The sequence below is a fragment of the Escherichia sp. R1 genome, from assembly GCF_003000935.1.
Classification (GTDB): Bacteria; Pseudomonadota; Gammaproteobacteria; order Enterobacterales; family Enterobacteriaceae; genus Escherichia; species Escherichia coli.
In genome coordinates this window covers 14,738-30,335 of record NZ_PSRU01000031.1, presented here as the reverse complement: position 1 = coordinate 30,335, position 15,598 = coordinate 14,738, and the positions used below count along the sequence as shown (strand labels likewise).

Sequence of the window (15,598 nt, the reverse complement as noted above, 5' to 3'; positions counted from 1 at the left end):
CCGTCCGCCACTCGTCAGCAAAGCAGCAAGCTGCTTTCTGTTACCGTTCGACTTGCATGTGTTAGGCCTGCCGCCAGCGTTCAATCTGAGCCATGATCAAACTCTTCAATTTAAAAGTTTGATGCTCAAAGAATTAAACTTCGTAATGAATTACGTGTTCACTCCTGAGACTTGGTATTCATTTTTCGTCTTGCGACGTCAAGAATCCGTATCTTCGAGTGCCCACACAGATTGTCTGATAAATTGTTAAAGAGCAGTTGCGACGCGGCTTTCAGCTCACTGTCGCGAGGTGGCGTATATTACGCTTTCCTCTTTCAGAGTCAACCCTGAATTTCAGGATTTTTCTCTTCAACCGAACCGGCTGTTTGTGTGAAGTGATTCACATCCGCCGTGTCGATGGAGGCGCATTATAGGGAGTTCTCCGCAGGCCGCAATAGAAAAATTGCATAAAAATGACTGACTGCTGCATTCCCCAGCAAAACCCCGCTTTATACCTTTTTACGCACAGAGTTATCCACAATCTTCAATGTAATTTCTGTATTTTTCCCACGGTAGCCACTGTCAAAATTGTGATCACCATTGAAAGAGAAAAATTCGCGAGCGTTGCGCAAACGTTTTCGTTACAATGCGGGCGAAAAATAAGGATGCCCCGTTAGGGGCGTTAGCTGAGTTTTTCGCGAAAAATTCAGCTAACGCTCTCTGTAATAGTCAAATCCAGGGGATTTACCATGCAACAACGTCGTCCAGTCCGCCGCGCTCTGCTCAGTGTTTCTGACAAAGCCGGTATCGTCGAATTCGCCCAGGCACTTTCCGCACGCGGTGTGGAGCTGCTGTCTACAGGGGGCACTGCCCGTCTGTTAGCAGAAAAAGGTCTGCCGGTAACCGAAGTTTCCGATTACACCGGTTTCCCGGAGATGATGGATGGACGCGTGAAGACCCTGCATCCGAAAGTACATGGTGGCATTCTGGGCCGTCGCGGCCAGGACGATGCCATTATGGAAGAACATCAGATCCAGCCTATCGATATGGTGGTTGTTAACCTGTATCCGTTCGCCCAGACCGTCGCTCGTGAAGGCTGCTCGCTGGAAGATGCGGTTGAGAACATCGATATCGGCGGCCCAACGATGGTGCGCTCCGCCGCCAAGAACCATAAAGATGTCGCAATCGTGGTGAAGAGTAGCGACTACGACGCCATTATTAAAGAGATGGATGCCAACGAAGGATCGCTGACGCTTGCAACCCGTTTCGACCTTGCCATCAAAGCCTTCGAACACACTGCCGCCTACGACAGCATGATTGCCAACTACTTCGGCAGCATGGTTCCGGCCTATCACGGTGAAAGCAAAGAAGCCGCCGGTCGCTTCCCGCGTACGCTGAACCTGAACTTCATCAAGAAGCAGGATATGCGCTACGGCGAGAACAGCCACCAGCAGGCTGCCTTCTATATAGAAGAGAATGTGAAAGAAGCCTCCGTTGCCACCGCAACCCAGGTTCAGGGTAAAGCCCTCTCTTATAACAACATCGCCGATACCGATGCGGCGCTGGAGTGCGTGAAAGAGTTCGCCGAGCCGGCCTGTGTGATCGTGAAGCATGCAAACCCATGCGGCGTGGCGGTCAGCAACTCCATTCTCGATGCTTACGATCGCGCGTATAAAACCGACCCAACCTCCGCATTCGGCGGCATTATCGCCTTTAACCGCGAGCTGGATGCGGAAACCGCGCAGGCCATCATTTCTCGTCAGTTTGTTGAAGTGATTATTGCGCCGTCCGCCAGCGAAGAAGCCCTGAAAATAACCGCCGCTAAACAGAACGTTCGCGTCCTGATCTGCGGTCAGTGGGGCGAGCGTGCTCCGGGTCTTGATTTCAAACGCGTGAACGGCGGTCTGCTGGTTCAGGATCGCGACCTGGGGATGGTCGGTGCAGAAGAACTGCGCGTCGTCACCAAACGCCAGCCGACCGAACAGGAATTGCGTGATGCGCTGTTCTGCTGGAAAGTGGCGAAGTTCGTGAAATCCAACGCTATCGTCTATGCCAAAAACAATATGACCATCGGTATTGGCGCGGGCCAGATGAGCCGCGTGTACTCCGCGAAAATCGCCGGTATTAAAGCCGCCGATGAAGGTCTGGAAGTGAAAGGTTCCTCGATGGCTTCTGACGCGTTCTTCCCGTTCCGCGACGGTATTGATGCCGCCGCCGCTGCGGGTGTGACCTGTGTAATCCAGCCTGGCGGTTCTATCCGTGATGACGAAGTGATTGCCGCCGCCGACGAGCACGGTATTGCGATGCTCTTCACCGACATGCGCCACTTCCGCCATTAATGGAGCAATAGATGAAAGTATTAGTGATTGGTAACGGCGGGCGCGAGCACGCGCTGGCCTGGAAAGCGGCCCAGTCGCCGCTGGTTGAAACTGTTTTTGTTGCTCCGGGTAACGCAGGCACTGCGCTGGAACCCGCCCTACAGAACGTCGCTATCGGCGTAACCGATATCTCGGCGCTGCTGGATTTCGCACAAAACGAAAAGGTAGATCTAACCATCGTCGGCCCGGAAGCGCCGCTGGTGAAAGGCGTGGTCGATACCTTCCGCGCCGCCGGGCTGAAAATCTTCGGCCCAACCGCAGGTGCCGCGCAACTGGAAGGCTCGAAAGCGTTTACCAAAGATTTCCTGGCCCGCCATAAAATCCCTACGGCGGAATACCAGAACTTCACCGAGGTAGAACCTGCGCTGGCGTATCTGCGTGAGAAAGGCGCGCCAATCGTCATTAAAGCGGACGGTCTGGCCGCCGGGAAAGGCGTTATCGTGGCGATGACGCTGGAAGAAGCTGAAGCCGCCGTGCGCGATATGCTGGCGGGCAACGCGTTTGGCGACGCGGGTCATCGCATTGTTATCGAAGAGTTCCTCGACGGCGAAGAAGCGAGCTTTATCGTGATGGTAGACGGCGAGCATGTGCTGCCGATGGCCACCAGCCAGGATCACAAACGCGTAGGCGATAAAGATACCGGGCCGAACACCGGCGGGATGGGCGCTTACTCCCCTGCGCCAGTAGTGACCGATGAGGTTCATCAGCGCACGATGGAACGAATCATCTGGCCAACCGTGAAAGGCATGGCGGCAGAAGGCAACACCTACACTGGTTTTCTCTACGCGGGCCTGATGATCGACAAACAGGGCAATCCGAAGGTTATTGAATTTAACTGCCGCTTTGGCGATCCGGAAACCCAGCCGATTATGCTGCGCATGAAGTCCGATCTGGTTGAACTCTGCCTGGCGGCCTGTGAAGGCAAGCTGGACGAGAAAACGTCCGAGTGGGATGAACGCGCTTCTCTCGGCGTGGTGATGGCTGCGGGTGGATATCCGGGCGATTACCGCACCGGCGATGTGATCCACGGCCTGCCGCTGGAAGAAGTGTCTGACGGCAAAGTGTTCCACGCGGGCACGAAACTGGCGGGTAACGAGCAGGTAGTGACCAGCGGCGGGCGCGTACTGTGCGTCACCGCGCTGGGTCATACCGTAGCAGAAGCGCAGAAACGCGCCTACGCCTTAATGACCGATATCCACTGGGACGACTGCTTCTGCCGGAAAGATATCGGCTGGCGCGCTATCGAACGCGAGCAGAACTAACGCGACAGTTTTGCCAAGAGCGTTTTGCGCGTGATCCCTAACTGACGGGCGGCTTCGGTTTTGTTGCCGCCCGTTTTCTCCAGTGCCGCAAGAATCACCTCTTTTTCGACTTCCACCAGCGGCTGAATATCCTGACTTTGTACCAGCGGGATCGGCGTACTGGCAATCGCCAGCGGCAGCTCGCGTTCGGAAATATATTCCCCGGTCAGCAGCACCACCGCCCGTTCCACCGCGTTTTCCAGTTCACGAATATTTCCCGGCCAGTCGTAGTGAATCAGCAGATCCATCGCCTGGGGCGTAAAACCTTTTACCGCCTTGCGATTACGCTCGGCAAAGCGCTGAAGAAAATGGTTTGCCAGCAGAGGAATATCTTCCCGCCGCTGACGCAGCGACGGAACTTCAATCGCCACCACGTTCAGGCGATAGTAGAGATCCTGGCGAAAACGCCCGGCATTCACCTCTGCGGCAAGATCGCGATGAGTCGCCGCAATCAGCCGGACATCAACCGAAATAGTCTGGTTGCTACCGACACGCTGAACTTCGCGCTCCTGAATCGCACGTAGCAGACGCACCTGCATCATCGGCGAGATATCGCCAATTTCATCGAGAAACAACGTGCCGCCGTCCGCCTCAACAAAGCGCCCCTCCCGCCGTTTGTCGGCCCCGGTAAACGCCCCTTTTTCGTGACCGAACAATTCAGACTCCAGCAAGGATTCGTTGAGCGCCGCGCAGTTGAGCGTTACCAGCGGTTTTTCGCTACGTGCGCTACTGGCGTGAATCGCCCTGGCGACCAGCTCTTTACCGGTGCCGGAATCGCCGTGGATCAGCACCGTGGCTTCCGATGGCGCGACGAGGGCGATTTCACTGAGCAGGTGTTGCATCGCCGGGCTTTTACCGACCATACCGAACTGGCTGGCAGACACCGCAGGCGTTTCAGCGTCAACACTGTGTGTATGCGCGAGCGCCTTTTCCAGCGTCGCCTGTAGGTTATCGAAATCCAGCGGCTTGATGAGATAATCCAGCGCCCCGGTTTTCAACGCCTCTACCGCCGTCTCGACGCTGGAGTACGCGGTCATAATCAGCACCGGAATCGCGGGGTTTAATGTTTTGATCTCTTTTAGCGTGGCGATACCATCCATCTCTGCCATTCGCACATCGCAAAGCACAAGATCAAAAACCTGTTCCCGCACCTGCTCCAGCGCCTGTCGCCCGCTGTTCGCCAGCGCGACGTTATAGCCCCAGCCGCGCAGCAAAGCCTGCAAAATAGTGCAGTGGCTAATGTCATCATCCACCACCAGAATATCGATATTATCGTGCGTCATCCTTGTGGGTCCTTACGCGTAATATTGACCGGAAGCCAAAGGGTGAACGTTGCGCCTTTTCCCTCCTGGCTTGCGACCTGAATTGTACCACCGTGTTGTTCAACAATATTATGCACAACCGCCAGCCCCAGTCCGGTGCCTTCGGCTTTGGTGGTGAAGTACGGAGTGAAGATGGCTTCAAGCTGATCCGCCGCAATTCCCTTACCGCTGTCGGTAACGCTGATTTTCACGCCCGCGCCGCTTTCGCTGGCCGTCACGCTAATCACGCCATGCTGACCAATCGCCTGAATAGCATTGAGATAGAGATTCAACAGGACCTGAGTCAGCCTGTCCGGATCGGCCTGAATTTCCGGTAATGTGTCGTTGGCGGTAAAGCGTAACTGGATCTCCCGGCTGTTTGCATCCTGGCTTACCAGCTGTAATGAGTGGTTAATCAGCGTGTTGAGCTCCACCGCCTGCAAAGCCAGATGCGTTGGCTTAACCAGTTCCAGCAACTCGCTTACCACGCGGTTTAAACGGTCGGCTTCTTTCGCCATCACCTGCGCCAATTGATGCGCTTCTCCCCCTGCTGACGCGCGTTCGGCAAAGTATTTCGCCAGCCCTTTAATCGAGGAAAGTGGGTTACGGATTTCGTGGGCAACGCCTGCCGCCAGATGCCCCAGTGCCACCAGCTTCTCTTTGCGCTTCATTTCATCCTGCAATAGCTGCCGCGAGCGCAGATATCGGCGATACCAGAAGAATGACAACACGCTTGCCAGCAAGACCGTCGCCAGGGCGAAGAGGATAATCAGGGTGTTTCTCTGCTCACGATCTTCAGCACTCACAATGTTACTGGCGTCGAAAGCGATAAAAATTGCTTGTGGTGTCGCGGCATACTGCTGCATATGGCGCATCCGGTGCATTCCAGCAGCAAACATCGGTTGAAACTGGCGATAAATTTCCAGAACAGGCTCGCCGTCTGCGCTATCGATCCGCCGCCACGCTTCTTCATCTCCCGGATGTAACTGCTGCATTTCCTGCGGGGAATAAAGCTGTTTTCCCATCATGCCGGAGTTGCTATGCATCACGATTGTTCCTTGTTCATCCGTGACCGCAAACCAACGTACACCAGGCTGCCCGGCCATTTCTTCCAGTAATGCCTGCTGCTGCGCATGATGCATGCGCATCCCCATGCCGACGCGCGAGCCGGATTCGAGAGCACGGATAAGTACACTGCCTTTTTCCAGCAGCGTTTGTCTGGCGGCGGCAGTCTCGCGCCCATAATCGCGAATCACTGTCACCGCAAACAGCCCCACCAGCCCAACAATGACCACGGGGAGGATCGCGCTTAACCATTTAGCTAAGGAGTCTTTAGAACGTTGCATAAAACGCATCTTCTTCTTTGCCTGCTCATCCCTTTCTGACAGCAGAAATCATGCCATCTTTTATCAGCGCTTACCCTGCGCTGTAACACAAAGGCTTAAGTTTCAATGAGTAAAAATGACTCGCTACCCACAACAGGCGAGTCATTTTTACTCGTTTATCATGCCAGATTACCCGTCATATCAGCGTTTCGCCGTTGGCACGGAAGATGCAATACCCGAAGTAAGACAACCACTGGAGGATGAACCATGAAACGGAACACGAAAATTGCCCTGGTAATGATGGCGCTTTCAGCAATGGCGATGGGATCGACATCGGCATTTGCTCACGGCGGACATGGTATGTGGCAGCAAAATGCCGCGCCTTTGACCAGCGAACAACAGACAGCGTGGCAGAAAATCCATAATGACTTTTACGCTCAAAGCAGCGCACTGCAACAGCAACTGGTGACAAAGCGTTATGAATACAATGCCCTGTTAGCCGCGAACCCACCGGATAGCAGCAAAATTAACGCGCTCGCCAAAGAGATGGAGAATTTGCGTCAGTCGTTAGATGAGTTACGGGTGAAACGAGATATTGCGATGGCTGAAGCGGGTATTCCGCGCGGTACCGGAATGGGTTACGGCGACTGCGGTGGTGGCGGTCATATGGGTATGGGCCACTGGTAAATCAGAACGTTTTCTCGTTGGGTTGCCAGCGACAGAAATCAGAGTTTGCCACCAACAGTAATTGCGAACCTTCGGGCGCTTCCAGCCATGCCACGCTGACATCAACAGAAGAGCGGCTCTGGCGGCGCTCGATATGCGCTATCGCCTGCGAATCTAAATCAGGTTTAATGGTTTGCCCTTCGCAGGTGGTCACGGTCTGTTCCATCGCATGCCAGCGCCCCTGGCGCAGCACGACTCTCCCCTGACGTAAGGCATCGCTAATCTGGCGGATCTGATCAGCACGATAACGGTATAAATCGATTTGGTCGTTAGAAAGCTGCTGCTTTTCCCCATCGGATTCACGTTGCATAAAGCTCAGATCGCCGCGATCGTCAAAACGCGCGCGAATGTTCACCGGCGGTTTGCTGTAAACATTGATATTGATGAGCGTAAGGTTATCGCCCTGCCAGCGATACTCTCGCGTGGTGGTATCGCCACTGCGCCACGGGCTAAACACGGCAAGCAGATGCACATTATCGCCGCTGTCTTTTCGCCAGATGCGTACCGCGCCCTGGTCTTCAGCAAATCCACTGGCGGTAAAGGGAGGAAGTGAAGAGTTGTGACTACAGGCAGTGAGAAACAGAGCGCCTGCCAGCATCAATGATCGACGCCAGAAAGACAAAAGGGGTGAAACCACCCCTTCGTTAAAACTGTTCACTGCCACGCAATCTTACTTAACTGCGTCTTTCAGTGCCTTGCCAGAAACAAATGCCGGTACGTTAGCTGCGGCAATTTTGATTTCTTTACCGGTCTGAGGGTTGCGGCCAGTACGCTCAGCGCGGTGGTTCACTTTGAAGGTACCGAAACCAACCAGTTGTACAGCATCGCCTTCTTTCAGAGACTCAGTAATTGCAGCCAGAGTGGACTCCAGAGCAGCTTTAGCCTGGGTTTTGGACAGTTCTGCTTTCTCTGCAATTACATCAATCAGTTGAGTCTTGTTCATAAGTTATCCTTACAATGTGTTTATCGCTTGCTAAGCATCGAGTGCGACGGAAATGCCAGAATAGCACTCTCCTGCATACACGCACCGATAGCCACTTTTTTTCGCCCCCCAAATGTAGACCAGACGGGGGGCGAAAGGGAAGACTCCAGGTACGACAAATCAGGCGTTAAATCACGTTTTCTGGTCTTATTGCTGAAAAATTATACCAATATTGCTCTCACCCGCCTCACGCAGGTCTGCCCTAAGGCCTTTTATCAGCTCGATATCGCGTTCTTCGCACTCAGCTAAAAGTCGGAATATTTCCCACTGAATGTCCCATTCTTGCTCTACAGCTGGGTTTTCTTTGAGCTCTTCATCGCTCATTTCGCGACCAGCCTGAGTCATTTCCAGCATCGCCACGGTCGTGATGGAAGTCTTACTCACTTCCACCGCGTGTTCGAGCGTTTCGCCACTTAAACGCGAATGGACCAGTTCACTTAACGCCACGCAAGCATCGATTGCCGGATAAACGCCGTACAGATCGAAATCGTCGGCTGAAGGAATCGCTTCTTCAAATTTCTCCAGTTGGCTGTCGAAATTTACTTTTGCGTCTTTGACGGTCAGCGTTTCCCAAATGAGATCGAGAATGCGGCGGTAAATCTGCCCATCGCCGAAGCCGGTTTGCTGACAGAATACGGCGTAATTGGGGTACATACGTTCGCATAAGCAGGCCATAAAAGTGACGTGCTGCCAGCTTTCCAGGCGCTCCAGACGCAGATGAATTGGGTTTTGTAACATGTTGAGTTCTCAAATACGGAAATTATCCGCAGTTTACCTGAATTAGGGCTGATTTGCTGTATAGCGCACGAACGCCGGACGTTCCGAGGCCACCGCGTCCGCCCAGCGCGTTGGCTCCGGCAGACGATAGCCTTTCATGCAGCGTTGTACCCACGCCAGCGCGCTGTCCACGCTGACCCGATGGCCGGTAGCGATAAACAACGGGTTACAGCGCGCTTTGCTGCGCCAGACCCAGGCCAGCTGCTCGCCTTTATCCATCAGCGGGGCCAGCGCGCCCGGTTCGCTGGAGAGCGGTTCGAATTTACCGCAGAGCCGTTTTTTCGCTACGCCAATGGTCGGCACATCCACCAATAAGCCAAAATGGCTGGCCACGCCAAGACGGCGAGGATGCGAGATCCCATGACCATCGACAAACACTAAATCCGGCTTTTGCGACAGCATCTCCCACGCTGCCAGCAGCGCAGGATATTCGCGGAACGAGAGAAAACCTGGAATGTAAGGCATGGTGGTGGCGATGCGGGCCACTTTATACTCCACCAGCTCAAGCGAGGGGTATTTCAGCAGCACCATCGCCGCTCGCGTCACTTCGCCGCCCTGCTCAAATCCGACATCGGCTCCGGCGATCAGATCCGGCGGATCTTTATCGAGTCGATCCTCGCGGATCACAGAAGAAGCCAGTTCAATTTGTTGAGCGCGTAATGACGCGAGATCCATAATCGCTCCTTAGCGGTGATACTGTTCAGACAAGCGATGCACTGCCTCCACAAACACGCCAGCATGTTCTGGCAGCACATCCTGATGAATGCCGTGACCAAGGTTAAAGACATGACCTTCACCGTGACCGAAACCTGCAAGTATAGTCGCGACTTCTTCTTCAATGCGGGCAGGTGGCGCGTACAGCATCGACGGGTCCATATTACCCTGCAGCGCGACTTTATTGCCCACGCGACGGCGCGCATCGGCGATGTCCGTTGTCCAGTCGAGGCCCAGCGCATCGCAACCGGTTTCTGCCATCGCTTCCAGCCACTGTCCGCCACCTTTGGTAAACAGCGTGACCGGTACGCGGCGACCGTCGTTTTCACGCAGTAAACCATCAACAATTTTATGCATGTAATAGAGCGAGAACTGTTGATAATCGCGCCCGGTAAGCACGCCGCCCCAGGTGTCGAAAATCATGACTGCCTGAGCACCGGCTTTAATCTGCGCATTCAGATACAAAGTGACGCTTTTCGCCAGTTTATCGAGTAGCGCGTGCAGCGCCTGTGGATCGGCATACATCATTTTTTTGATCACGGTGAACGCTTTGCTGCTGCCGCCTTCCACCATGTAGGTCGCCAGCGTCCACGGGCTGCCGGAAAAACCAATCAGCGGCACTTCGCCTTTCAGTTCGCGACGAATGGTACGCACCGCGTTCATCACGTAACCCAGCTCATCTTCCGGGTCCGGAATTGGCAGTTTATCGACATCGGCTTTGCAGGTGACTGGCGAGGTAAAACGCGGACCTTCTCCGGCTTCAAAATAGAGCCCTAAACCCATCGCGTCTGGCACGGTGAGGATATCGGAAAAGAGGATCGCCGCATCCAGCGGATAGCGACGCAGCGGTTGCAAAGTCACTTCGCACGCCAGCTCGGCATTTTTGCACAGCGACATAAAATCGCCCGCCTGGGCGCGCGTGGCTTTATATTCCGGTAGATAGCGACCCGCCTGGCGCATCATCCATACTGGAGTGACATCAACGGGCTGGCGCAGCAGCGCCCGCAGATAACGATCGTTTTTAAGTTCGGTCATTTTGGCTGTTCCTTAGTGCGTCAGGCGGTCAGTGTATCATCACTCATACTCTGCCCGACACATCGCCACTGTATCTTCTATCAGACGGCGCGCTACGGTGCCGGGCGGCGGGAGTAACGGCAAATCGTCATAGCGATACCAGTTCGCCTCAAGCAATTCTTTCGGGTCGATCACGATCTCGCCGCTGTCATATTCCGCCATAAACGCGGTCATTAAAGACTGAGGAAACGGCCACGGTTGGGAGGTCACGTAACGCAAGTTTTTAACTTTAATTCCGCTCTCTTCCATCACTTCCCGCGCGACTGCCTGCTCGAGGGTTTCACCCACTTCGACGAATCCGGCAAGTACTGTATGGACACCGTTACGATGGCGGGTATGCTGGGCGAGGAGGATCGAATCATCGCGACGGATGGCAACAATAATGCAGGGGGCGATTTGCGGGTAGTAACGCTCACGGCAATGGCTGCACAGCATCGCCCATTCGGTTTTGCTTGGATACATTTCATGCCCGCAGTAACCACAGTATTTATGCGATCGGTAAAACTCCGCCAGTTGCACGCCACGTCCGGCCAGTTGAAACAGCCCAACATCGAGATCAATGACCTGACGTACCGACCCCATATCGTGACGCCGCTGCAGTTGTACTAACCAAACAGGTTCCCCCTGCCATTCGCCGATTTGTAGTGCGCGCTGACCCACAAGATCGAAATTTGCCGCTTCGCCATATGGCAATTCTCCCTTCGGCAACCATAATTTTTGTTCATGGCTGACGACCCACCAGCCGTGATCTAATTTTTCAATTATACGATCCATAGCTCTTGCACTACCTTTGCATCACTGGCATGTTTAACATGGTTTTTACATTTCTCACAGAGCAGTTTTTGAATACAAACTTGCGGAGTCAATCATGCTTAACCAGCTCGATAACCTGGCGGAGCGCGTCAGAGGAAGTAACAAACTGGTTGATCGCTGGCTACATGTACGTAAGCATCTGCTCGTGGCTTACTACAATCTGGTTGGCATTAAGCCTGGCAAAGAATCGTACATGAGGCTAAACGAAAAAGCCCTTGATGATTTTTGTCAGAGCCTGGTCGATTACTTGTCTGCCGGACATTTCAGTATTTATGAGCGCATTCTTCATAAGCTGGAAGGCAATGGGCAACTCGCACGCGCCGCGAAGATTTGGCCACAACTCGAAGCCAATACTCAACAGATTATGGATGACTACGATTCCAGTCTGGAAACCGCCATCGATCATGATAATTACCTTGAGTTTCAACAGGTTTTATCTGACATCGGCGAGGCACTGGAAGCGCGCTTTGTGCTGGAAGATAAGCTGATTCTACTGGTGCTTGACGCCGCCCGCGTCAAATATCCTGCTTGAGTTCTGCGCTGTTAACGCGTAATTTACATTCAACGCCCCGTTTGTGGGGCTAATTTCTTGTCGGAGTGCCTTAACTGGCTGAGACCGTTTATTCGGGATCCGCGGAACCTGATCAGGCTAATACCTGCGAAGGGAACAAGAGTTAATCTGCTATCGCATCGCCTTTGCGGCGATCGTCTCTTGCTTCATCCGTCGTCTGACAAGCCACGTCCTTAACTTTTTGGAATGAGCTATGTCTGCAACAAAACTGACCCGCCGCGAACAACGCGCCCTGGCCCAACATTTTATCGATACCCTGGAAGGCTCCGCCTTTCCCAACTCAAAACGCATTTACATCACTGCCACACAACCCGGCGTGCGCGTGCCGATGCGTGAGATCCAGCTTAGCCCGACGCTAATCGGCGGTAGCAAAGAACAACCGCAGTACGAAGAAAACGAAGCGATTCCGGTCTACGACACCTCCGGTCCGTATGGCGATCCGCAGATCGCCATTAACGTGCAGCAAGGGCTGGCAAAACTACGCCAGCCGTGGATCGATGCGCGCGGCGATACCGAAGAACTTACCGTGCGCAGTTCCGATTACACAAAAGCGCGGCTGGCAGATGATGGCCTCGACGAGCTGCGTTTTAGCGGCGTATTAACGCCAAAACGCGCCAAAGCAGGACGCCGCGTCACCCAACTGCACTACGCCCGCCAGGGTATCATCACGCCCGAAATGGAATTCATCGCCATTCGCGAGAATATGGGTCGCGAGCGCATACGTAGCGAAGTTTTACGCCACCAGCATCCGGGAATGAGCTTTGGCGCACGTCTTCCGGAAAATATCACTGCGGAATTTGTCCGTGATGAAGTTGCTGCCGGACGTGCGATTATCCCGGCCAACATTAATCATCCGGAATCGGAGCCGATGATTATTGGCCGTAACTTCCTGGTAAAAGTTAACGCCAATATCGGCAACTCAGCGGTCACCTCTTCCATCGAAGAAGAAGTGGAAAAACTGGTATGGTCCACGCGCTGGGGAGCGGATACCGTGATGGATCTTTCCACTGGTCGCTATATTCACGAAACCCGCGAGTGGATTTTGCGTAACAGCCCGGTGCCGATCGGTACAGTGCCGATCTACCAGGCACTGGAGAAGGTGAACGGGATCGCCGAAGATCTTACCTGGGAAGCGTTCCGCGACACCCTGCTGGAACAGGCCGAGCAAGGTGTGGATTACTTCACTATCCATGCGGGGGTGCTGCTGCGCTACGTGCCGATGACCGCGAAACGCCTGACCGGTATCGTCTCTCGCGGCGGTTCGATTATGGCGAAATGGTGCCTCTCCCATCATCAGGAAAATTTCCTCTATCAACACTTCCGCGAAATTTGTGAAATCTGTGCTGCTTATGACGTTTCGCTATCGCTGGGCGACGGCCTGCGCCCCGGTTCTATTCAGGACGCCAACGATGAAGCACAGTTTGCCGAGCTGCATACGCTGGGTGAACTGACTAAAATCGCCTGGGAATATGACGTGCAGGTGATGATTGAAGGCCCAGGCCACGTGCCGATGCAGATGATTCGCCGCAATATGACCGAGGAGTTAGAGCACTGCCACGAAGCGCCGTTTTACACTCTGGGGCCGCTAACTACCGATATCGCGCCGGGCTATGACCACTTCACGTCAGGGATTGGCGCGGCGATGATTGGCTGGTTTGGCTGCGCGATGCTCTGCTACGTAACGCCGAAAGAGCATCTGGGCCTGCCAAATAAAGAAGATGTTAAACAAGGGATTATCACCTATAAGATTGCCGCTCACGCCGCCGACCTGGCGAAAGGGCATCCGGGCGCGCAAATTCGCGATAACGCCATGTCGAAAGCCCGCTTCGAATTTCGCTGGGAAGACCAGTTTAATCTGGCCCTCGACCCGTTTACTGCCCGCGCTTATCACGATGAAACCCTGCCGCAAGAGTCCGGTAAAGTCGCCCATTTTTGCTCCATGTGTGGACCGAAATTCTGCTCGATGAAAATCAGCCAGGAAGTGCGTGATTACGCCGCCGCGCAAACCATTGAAGTGGGAATGGCGGATATGTCGGAGAACTTCCGCGCCAGAGGCGGAGAAATCTACCTGCGTAAGGAGGAAGCGTGATGTATCAGCCTGAGTTTCCTCCTGTACCCTTTCGTTTAGGACTGTACCCGGTGGTTGACAGCGTACAGTGGATCGAACGTCTGTTGGATGCAGGCGTACGTACTCTCCAGCTACGCATCAAAGATCGGCGCGATGAAGAGGTGGAAGCCGATGTCGTGGCGGCAATTGCGCTGGGCCGCCGCTATAACGCGCGATTGTTTATCAACGATTACTGGCGGCTGGCGATTAAGCATCAGGCGTATGGCGTCCATCTGGGGCAGGAAGATTTGCAAGCCACCGATCTCAATGCCATCCGTGCAGCGGGCCTGCGGCTGGGCGTTTCGACTCATGACGATATGGAGATCGACGTCGCGCTGGCGGCACGTCCTTCTTATATCGCGCTGGGACATGTGTTCCCAACGCAAACCAAACAGATGCCTTCTGCACCGCAGGGACTGGAACAGCTGGCACGGCATGTTGAGCGCCTGGCGGATTATCCCACCGTGGCGATTGGCGGTATCAGTCTGGCGCGCGCGCCTGCGGTGATAGCAACGGGTGTCGGCAGTATCGCCGTCGTCAGCGCCATTACTCAAGCCGTAGACTGGCGTTTGGCAACGGCACAGTTGCTGGAAATTGCAGGAGCTGGCGATGAATGACCGTGACTTTATGCGTTATAGCCGCCAAATCCTGCTCGACGATATCGCTCTGGACGGGCAGCAAAAACTGCTCGACAGCCAGGTGCTGATTATTGGTCTTGGCGGGCTGGGTACACCTGCTGCGCTATACCTGGCGGGGGCTGGCGTCGGGACGCTGGTACTGGCAGATGACGACGATGTGCATTTAAGCAATCTGCAACGACAAATCCTCTTTACCACTGAAGATATCGATCGCCCGAAATCACAGGTCAGCCAACAGCGACTGACACAGTTGAATCCCGACATTCAACTGACGGCACTACAACAACGGTTAACGGGTGAGGCGTTAAAAGATGCGGTTGCACAAGCCGATGTGGTGCTCGACTGTACTGACAATATGGCGACTCGCCAGGAGATTAATGCCACCTGCGTGGCACTCAACACGCCGCTTATCACCGCCAGCGCGGTCGGATTTGGCGGGCAGTTGATGGTACTGACGCCGCCCTGGGAGCAGGGATGTTACCGCTGCCTGTGGCCAGATAACCAGGAGCCAGAACGCAACTGCCGCACGGCGGGCGTGGTTGGCCCGGTGGTCGGGGTTATGGGCACTTTACAGGCACTGGAAGCGATTAAGTTATTAAGCGGTATAGAGACGCCTGCGGGAGAACTCCGACTGTTCGACGGTAAATCGAGCCAGTGGCGCAGCCTGACGTTGCGCCGCGCCAACGGTTGCCCGGTATGTGGAGGATGCAATGCAGATCCTGTTTAACGATCAACCGATGCAGTGTGTCGCCGGACTAACTGTTCACGAACTGCTGGAGCAACTCGATCAACAACAAGCAGGTGCGGCACTAGCGATTAATCAGCAAATCGTCCCGCGGGAACAATGGGCGCAACATATCGTGCAGGATGGCGACCAGATCCTGCTTTTTCAAGTTATTGCAGGGGGTTGAG

General features: G+C 54.3%; 16 protein-coding genes, 1 rRNA gene and 1 riboswitch. Of the genes, 8 read left to right on the top strand and 9 right to left on the bottom strand.

Annotation, left to right across the window (positions count from 1 at the left end; genetic code table 11):
- Positions 1-112: ribosomal RNA gene (locus tag C4F37_RS25100) — 16S ribosomal RNA — on the bottom strand; the annotation flags it as partial.
- 616 nt (positions 113-728) lie between these two features.
- On the opposite strand from C4F37_RS25100, the gene purH reads away from it, so the two are divergent.
- Positions 729-2,318, top strand: a complete 1,590-nt coding sequence (purH, locus tag C4F37_RS25090; RefSeq protein WP_001187554.1) for a bifunctional phosphoribosylaminoimidazolecarboxamide formyltransferase/IMP cyclohydrolase — start codon at positions 729-731, stop codon at positions 2,316-2,318.
- Between the two features lie 11 nt (positions 2,319-2,329).
- Complete coding sequence (purD, locus tag C4F37_RS25085) at positions 2,330-3,619, top strand: phosphoribosylamine--glycine ligase (protein WP_001540384.1); 1,290 nt, start codon at positions 2,330-2,332, stop codon at positions 3,617-3,619.
- Here purD and zraR read toward each other — a convergent pair.
- Both zraR and zraS read right to left on the bottom strand, forming a co-directional pair.
- On the bottom strand, positions 3,616-4,941 hold the full coding sequence (gene zraR / locus C4F37_RS25080) for a sigma-54-dependent response regulator transcription factor ZraR (protein WP_000148537.1): 1,326 nt from the start codon (positions 4,939-4,941) through the stop codon (positions 3,616-3,618). The two genes, purD and zraR, sit on opposite strands and share 4 nt — an antisense overlap.
- Positions 4,938-6,314 (bottom strand): two-component system sensor histidine kinase ZraS, encoded by a 1,377-nt coding sequence (gene zraS / locus C4F37_RS25075; RefSeq protein ID WP_001211899.1) that lies wholly within the window; start codon positions 6,312-6,314, stop codon positions 4,938-4,940. The genes zraR and zraS overlap by 4 nt, the downstream gene beginning before the upstream one ends.
- A 237-nt stretch (positions 6,315-6,551) precedes the next feature.
- Here zraS and zraP point away from each other — a divergent pair, with 237 nt between their 5' ends.
- Complete coding sequence (zraP, locus tag C4F37_RS25065) at positions 6,552-6,971, top strand: zinc resistance sensor/chaperone ZraP (RefSeq protein WP_001298655.1); 420 nt, start codon at positions 6,552-6,554, stop codon at positions 6,969-6,971.
- A 1-nt stretch (position 6,972) separates the two neighbouring features.
- Here the strand turns inward: zraP and C4F37_RS25060 are convergent, their stop codons facing one another.
- From C4F37_RS25060 to nudC, 6 genes are all read right to left on the bottom strand, one after another.
- The gene (locus tag C4F37_RS25060; RefSeq protein ID WP_001300651.1) at positions 6,973-7,668 is read right to left on the bottom strand and encodes a DUF1481 domain-containing protein; all 696 of its coding nucleotides are present in this window, start codon (positions 7,666-7,668) and stop codon (positions 6,973-6,975) included.
- Between the two features lie 12 nt (positions 7,669-7,680).
- Positions 7,681-7,953 carry a nucleoid-associated protein HU-alpha gene (hupA, locus tag C4F37_RS25055; protein ID WP_001044513.1) on the bottom strand — a complete coding sequence of 91 codons (273 nt, stop codon included), beginning with the start codon at positions 7,951-7,953 and terminating at the stop codon, positions 7,681-7,683.
- Positions 7,954-8,139: 186 nt separating this feature from the next.
- The gene (locus tag C4F37_RS25050) at positions 8,140-8,730 is read right to left on the bottom strand and encodes a YjaG family protein (RefSeq protein WP_000941119.1); all 591 of its coding nucleotides are present in this window, start codon (positions 8,728-8,730) and stop codon (positions 8,140-8,142) included.
- A 42-nt stretch (positions 8,731-8,772) separates the two neighbouring features.
- A complete protein-coding gene (nfi, locus tag C4F37_RS25045; RefSeq protein WP_000362388.1) occupies positions 8,773-9,444 on the bottom strand; it encodes a deoxyribonuclease V in 672 nt (223 codons plus the stop codon).
- Positions 9,445-9,453: 9 nt separating this feature from the next.
- On the bottom strand, positions 9,454-10,518 hold the full coding sequence (gene hemE, locus C4F37_RS25040) for a uroporphyrinogen decarboxylase (RefSeq protein ID WP_000137654.1): 1,065 nt from the start codon (positions 10,516-10,518) through the stop codon (positions 9,454-9,456).
- 39 nt (positions 10,519-10,557) lie between these two features.
- A complete protein-coding gene (gene nudC / locus C4F37_RS25035) occupies positions 10,558-11,331 on the bottom strand; it encodes an NAD(+) diphosphatase (RefSeq protein WP_000373936.1) in 774 nt (257 codons plus the stop codon).
- 94 nt (positions 11,332-11,425) lie between these two features.
- Here nudC and rsd point away from each other — a divergent pair, with 94 nt between their 5' ends.
- The 5 genes from rsd (at position 11,426) to thiS (ending at position 15,597) form a co-directional block, all read left to right on the top strand.
- Positions 11,426-11,902: a sigma D regulator gene (gene rsd / locus C4F37_RS25030; RefSeq protein WP_001540380.1), complete on the top strand. Its 477-nt coding sequence runs from the start codon at positions 11,426-11,428 to the stop codon at positions 11,900-11,902.
- 51 nt (positions 11,903-11,953) lie between these two features.
- Positions 11,954-12,054, top strand: a riboswitch (TPP riboswitch).
- An 80-nt stretch (positions 12,055-12,134) separates the two neighbouring features.
- Complete coding sequence (gene thiC / locus C4F37_RS25025; protein ID WP_001540379.1) at positions 12,135-14,030, top strand: phosphomethylpyrimidine synthase ThiC; 1,896 nt, start codon at positions 12,135-12,137, stop codon at positions 14,028-14,030.
- Positions 14,030-14,665: a thiamine phosphate synthase gene (gene thiE, locus C4F37_RS25020; RefSeq protein ID WP_001540377.1), complete on the top strand. Its 636-nt coding sequence runs from the start codon at positions 14,030-14,032 to the stop codon at positions 14,663-14,665. The genes thiC and thiE overlap by 1 nt, the downstream gene beginning before the upstream one ends.
- Entirely contained in the window at positions 14,658-15,413 is a 756-nt protein-coding gene (gene thiF, locus C4F37_RS25015) for a thiazole biosynthesis adenylyltransferase ThiF (RefSeq protein ID WP_001540375.1), read from the top strand. The genes thiE and thiF overlap by 8 nt, the downstream gene beginning before the upstream one ends.
- Entirely contained in the window at positions 15,397-15,597 is a 201-nt protein-coding gene (gene thiS / locus C4F37_RS25010; protein WP_001166248.1) for a sulfur carrier protein ThiS, read from the top strand. The genes thiF and thiS overlap by 17 nt, the downstream gene beginning before the upstream one ends.
- The last annotated feature ends 1 nt before the right edge of the window (position 15,598 follow it).

What these genes read in the sequence shown, in the direction of transcription:
- rsd (WP_001540380.1), top strand. Translation starts at nt 11,426, where the DNA reads ATGCTTAACCAGCTCGATAACCTGGCGGAGCGCGTCAGAGGAAGTAAC.
- thiC (WP_001540379.1), top strand. Translation starts at nt 12,135, where the DNA reads ATGTCTGCAACAAAACTGACCCGCCGCGAACAACGCGCCCTGGCCCAA.
- zraP (WP_001298655.1), top strand. Translation starts at nt 6,552, where the DNA reads ATGAAACGGAACACGAAAATTGCCCTGGTAATGATGGCGCTTTCAGCA.
- zraR (WP_000148537.1), bottom strand. Translation starts at nt 4,941, where the DNA reads ATGACGCACGATAATATCGATATTCTGGTGGTGGATGATGACATTAGC.
- thiS (WP_001166248.1), top strand. Translation starts at nt 15,397, where the DNA reads ATGCAGATCCTGTTTAACGATCAACCGATGCAGTGTGTCGCCGGACTA.
- nfi (WP_000362388.1), bottom strand. Translation starts at nt 9,444, where the DNA reads ATGGATCTCGCGTCATTACGCGCTCAACAAATTGAACTGGCTTCTTCT.
- purH (WP_001187554.1), top strand. Translation starts at nt 729, where the DNA reads ATGCAACAACGTCGTCCAGTCCGCCGCGCTCTGCTCAGTGTTTCTGAC.
- nudC (WP_000373936.1), bottom strand. Translation starts at nt 11,331, where the DNA reads ATGGATCGTATAATTGAAAAATTAGATCACGGCTGGTGGGTCGTCAGC.
- zraS (WP_001211899.1), bottom strand. Translation starts at nt 6,314, where the DNA reads ATGCGTTTTATGCAACGTTCTAAAGACTCCTTAGCTAAATGGTTAAGC.
- C4F37_RS25050 (WP_000941119.1), bottom strand. Translation starts at nt 8,730, where the DNA reads ATGTTACAAAACCCAATTCATCTGCGTCTGGAGCGCCTGGAAAGCTGG.
- purD (WP_001540384.1), top strand. Translation starts at nt 2,330, where the DNA reads ATGAAAGTATTAGTGATTGGTAACGGCGGGCGCGAGCACGCGCTGGCC.
- thiE (WP_001540377.1), top strand. Translation starts at nt 14,030, where the DNA reads ATGTATCAGCCTGAGTTTCCTCCTGTACCCTTTCGTTTAGGACTGTAC.
- thiF (WP_001540375.1), top strand. Translation starts at nt 14,658, where the DNA reads ATGAATGACCGTGACTTTATGCGTTATAGCCGCCAAATCCTGCTCGAC.
- hupA (WP_001044513.1), bottom strand. Translation starts at nt 7,953, where the DNA reads ATGAACAAGACTCAACTGATTGATGTAATTGCAGAGAAAGCAGAACTG.
- hemE (WP_000137654.1), bottom strand. Translation starts at nt 10,518, where the DNA reads ATGACCGAACTTAAAAACGATCGTTATCTGCGGGCGCTGCTGCGCCAG.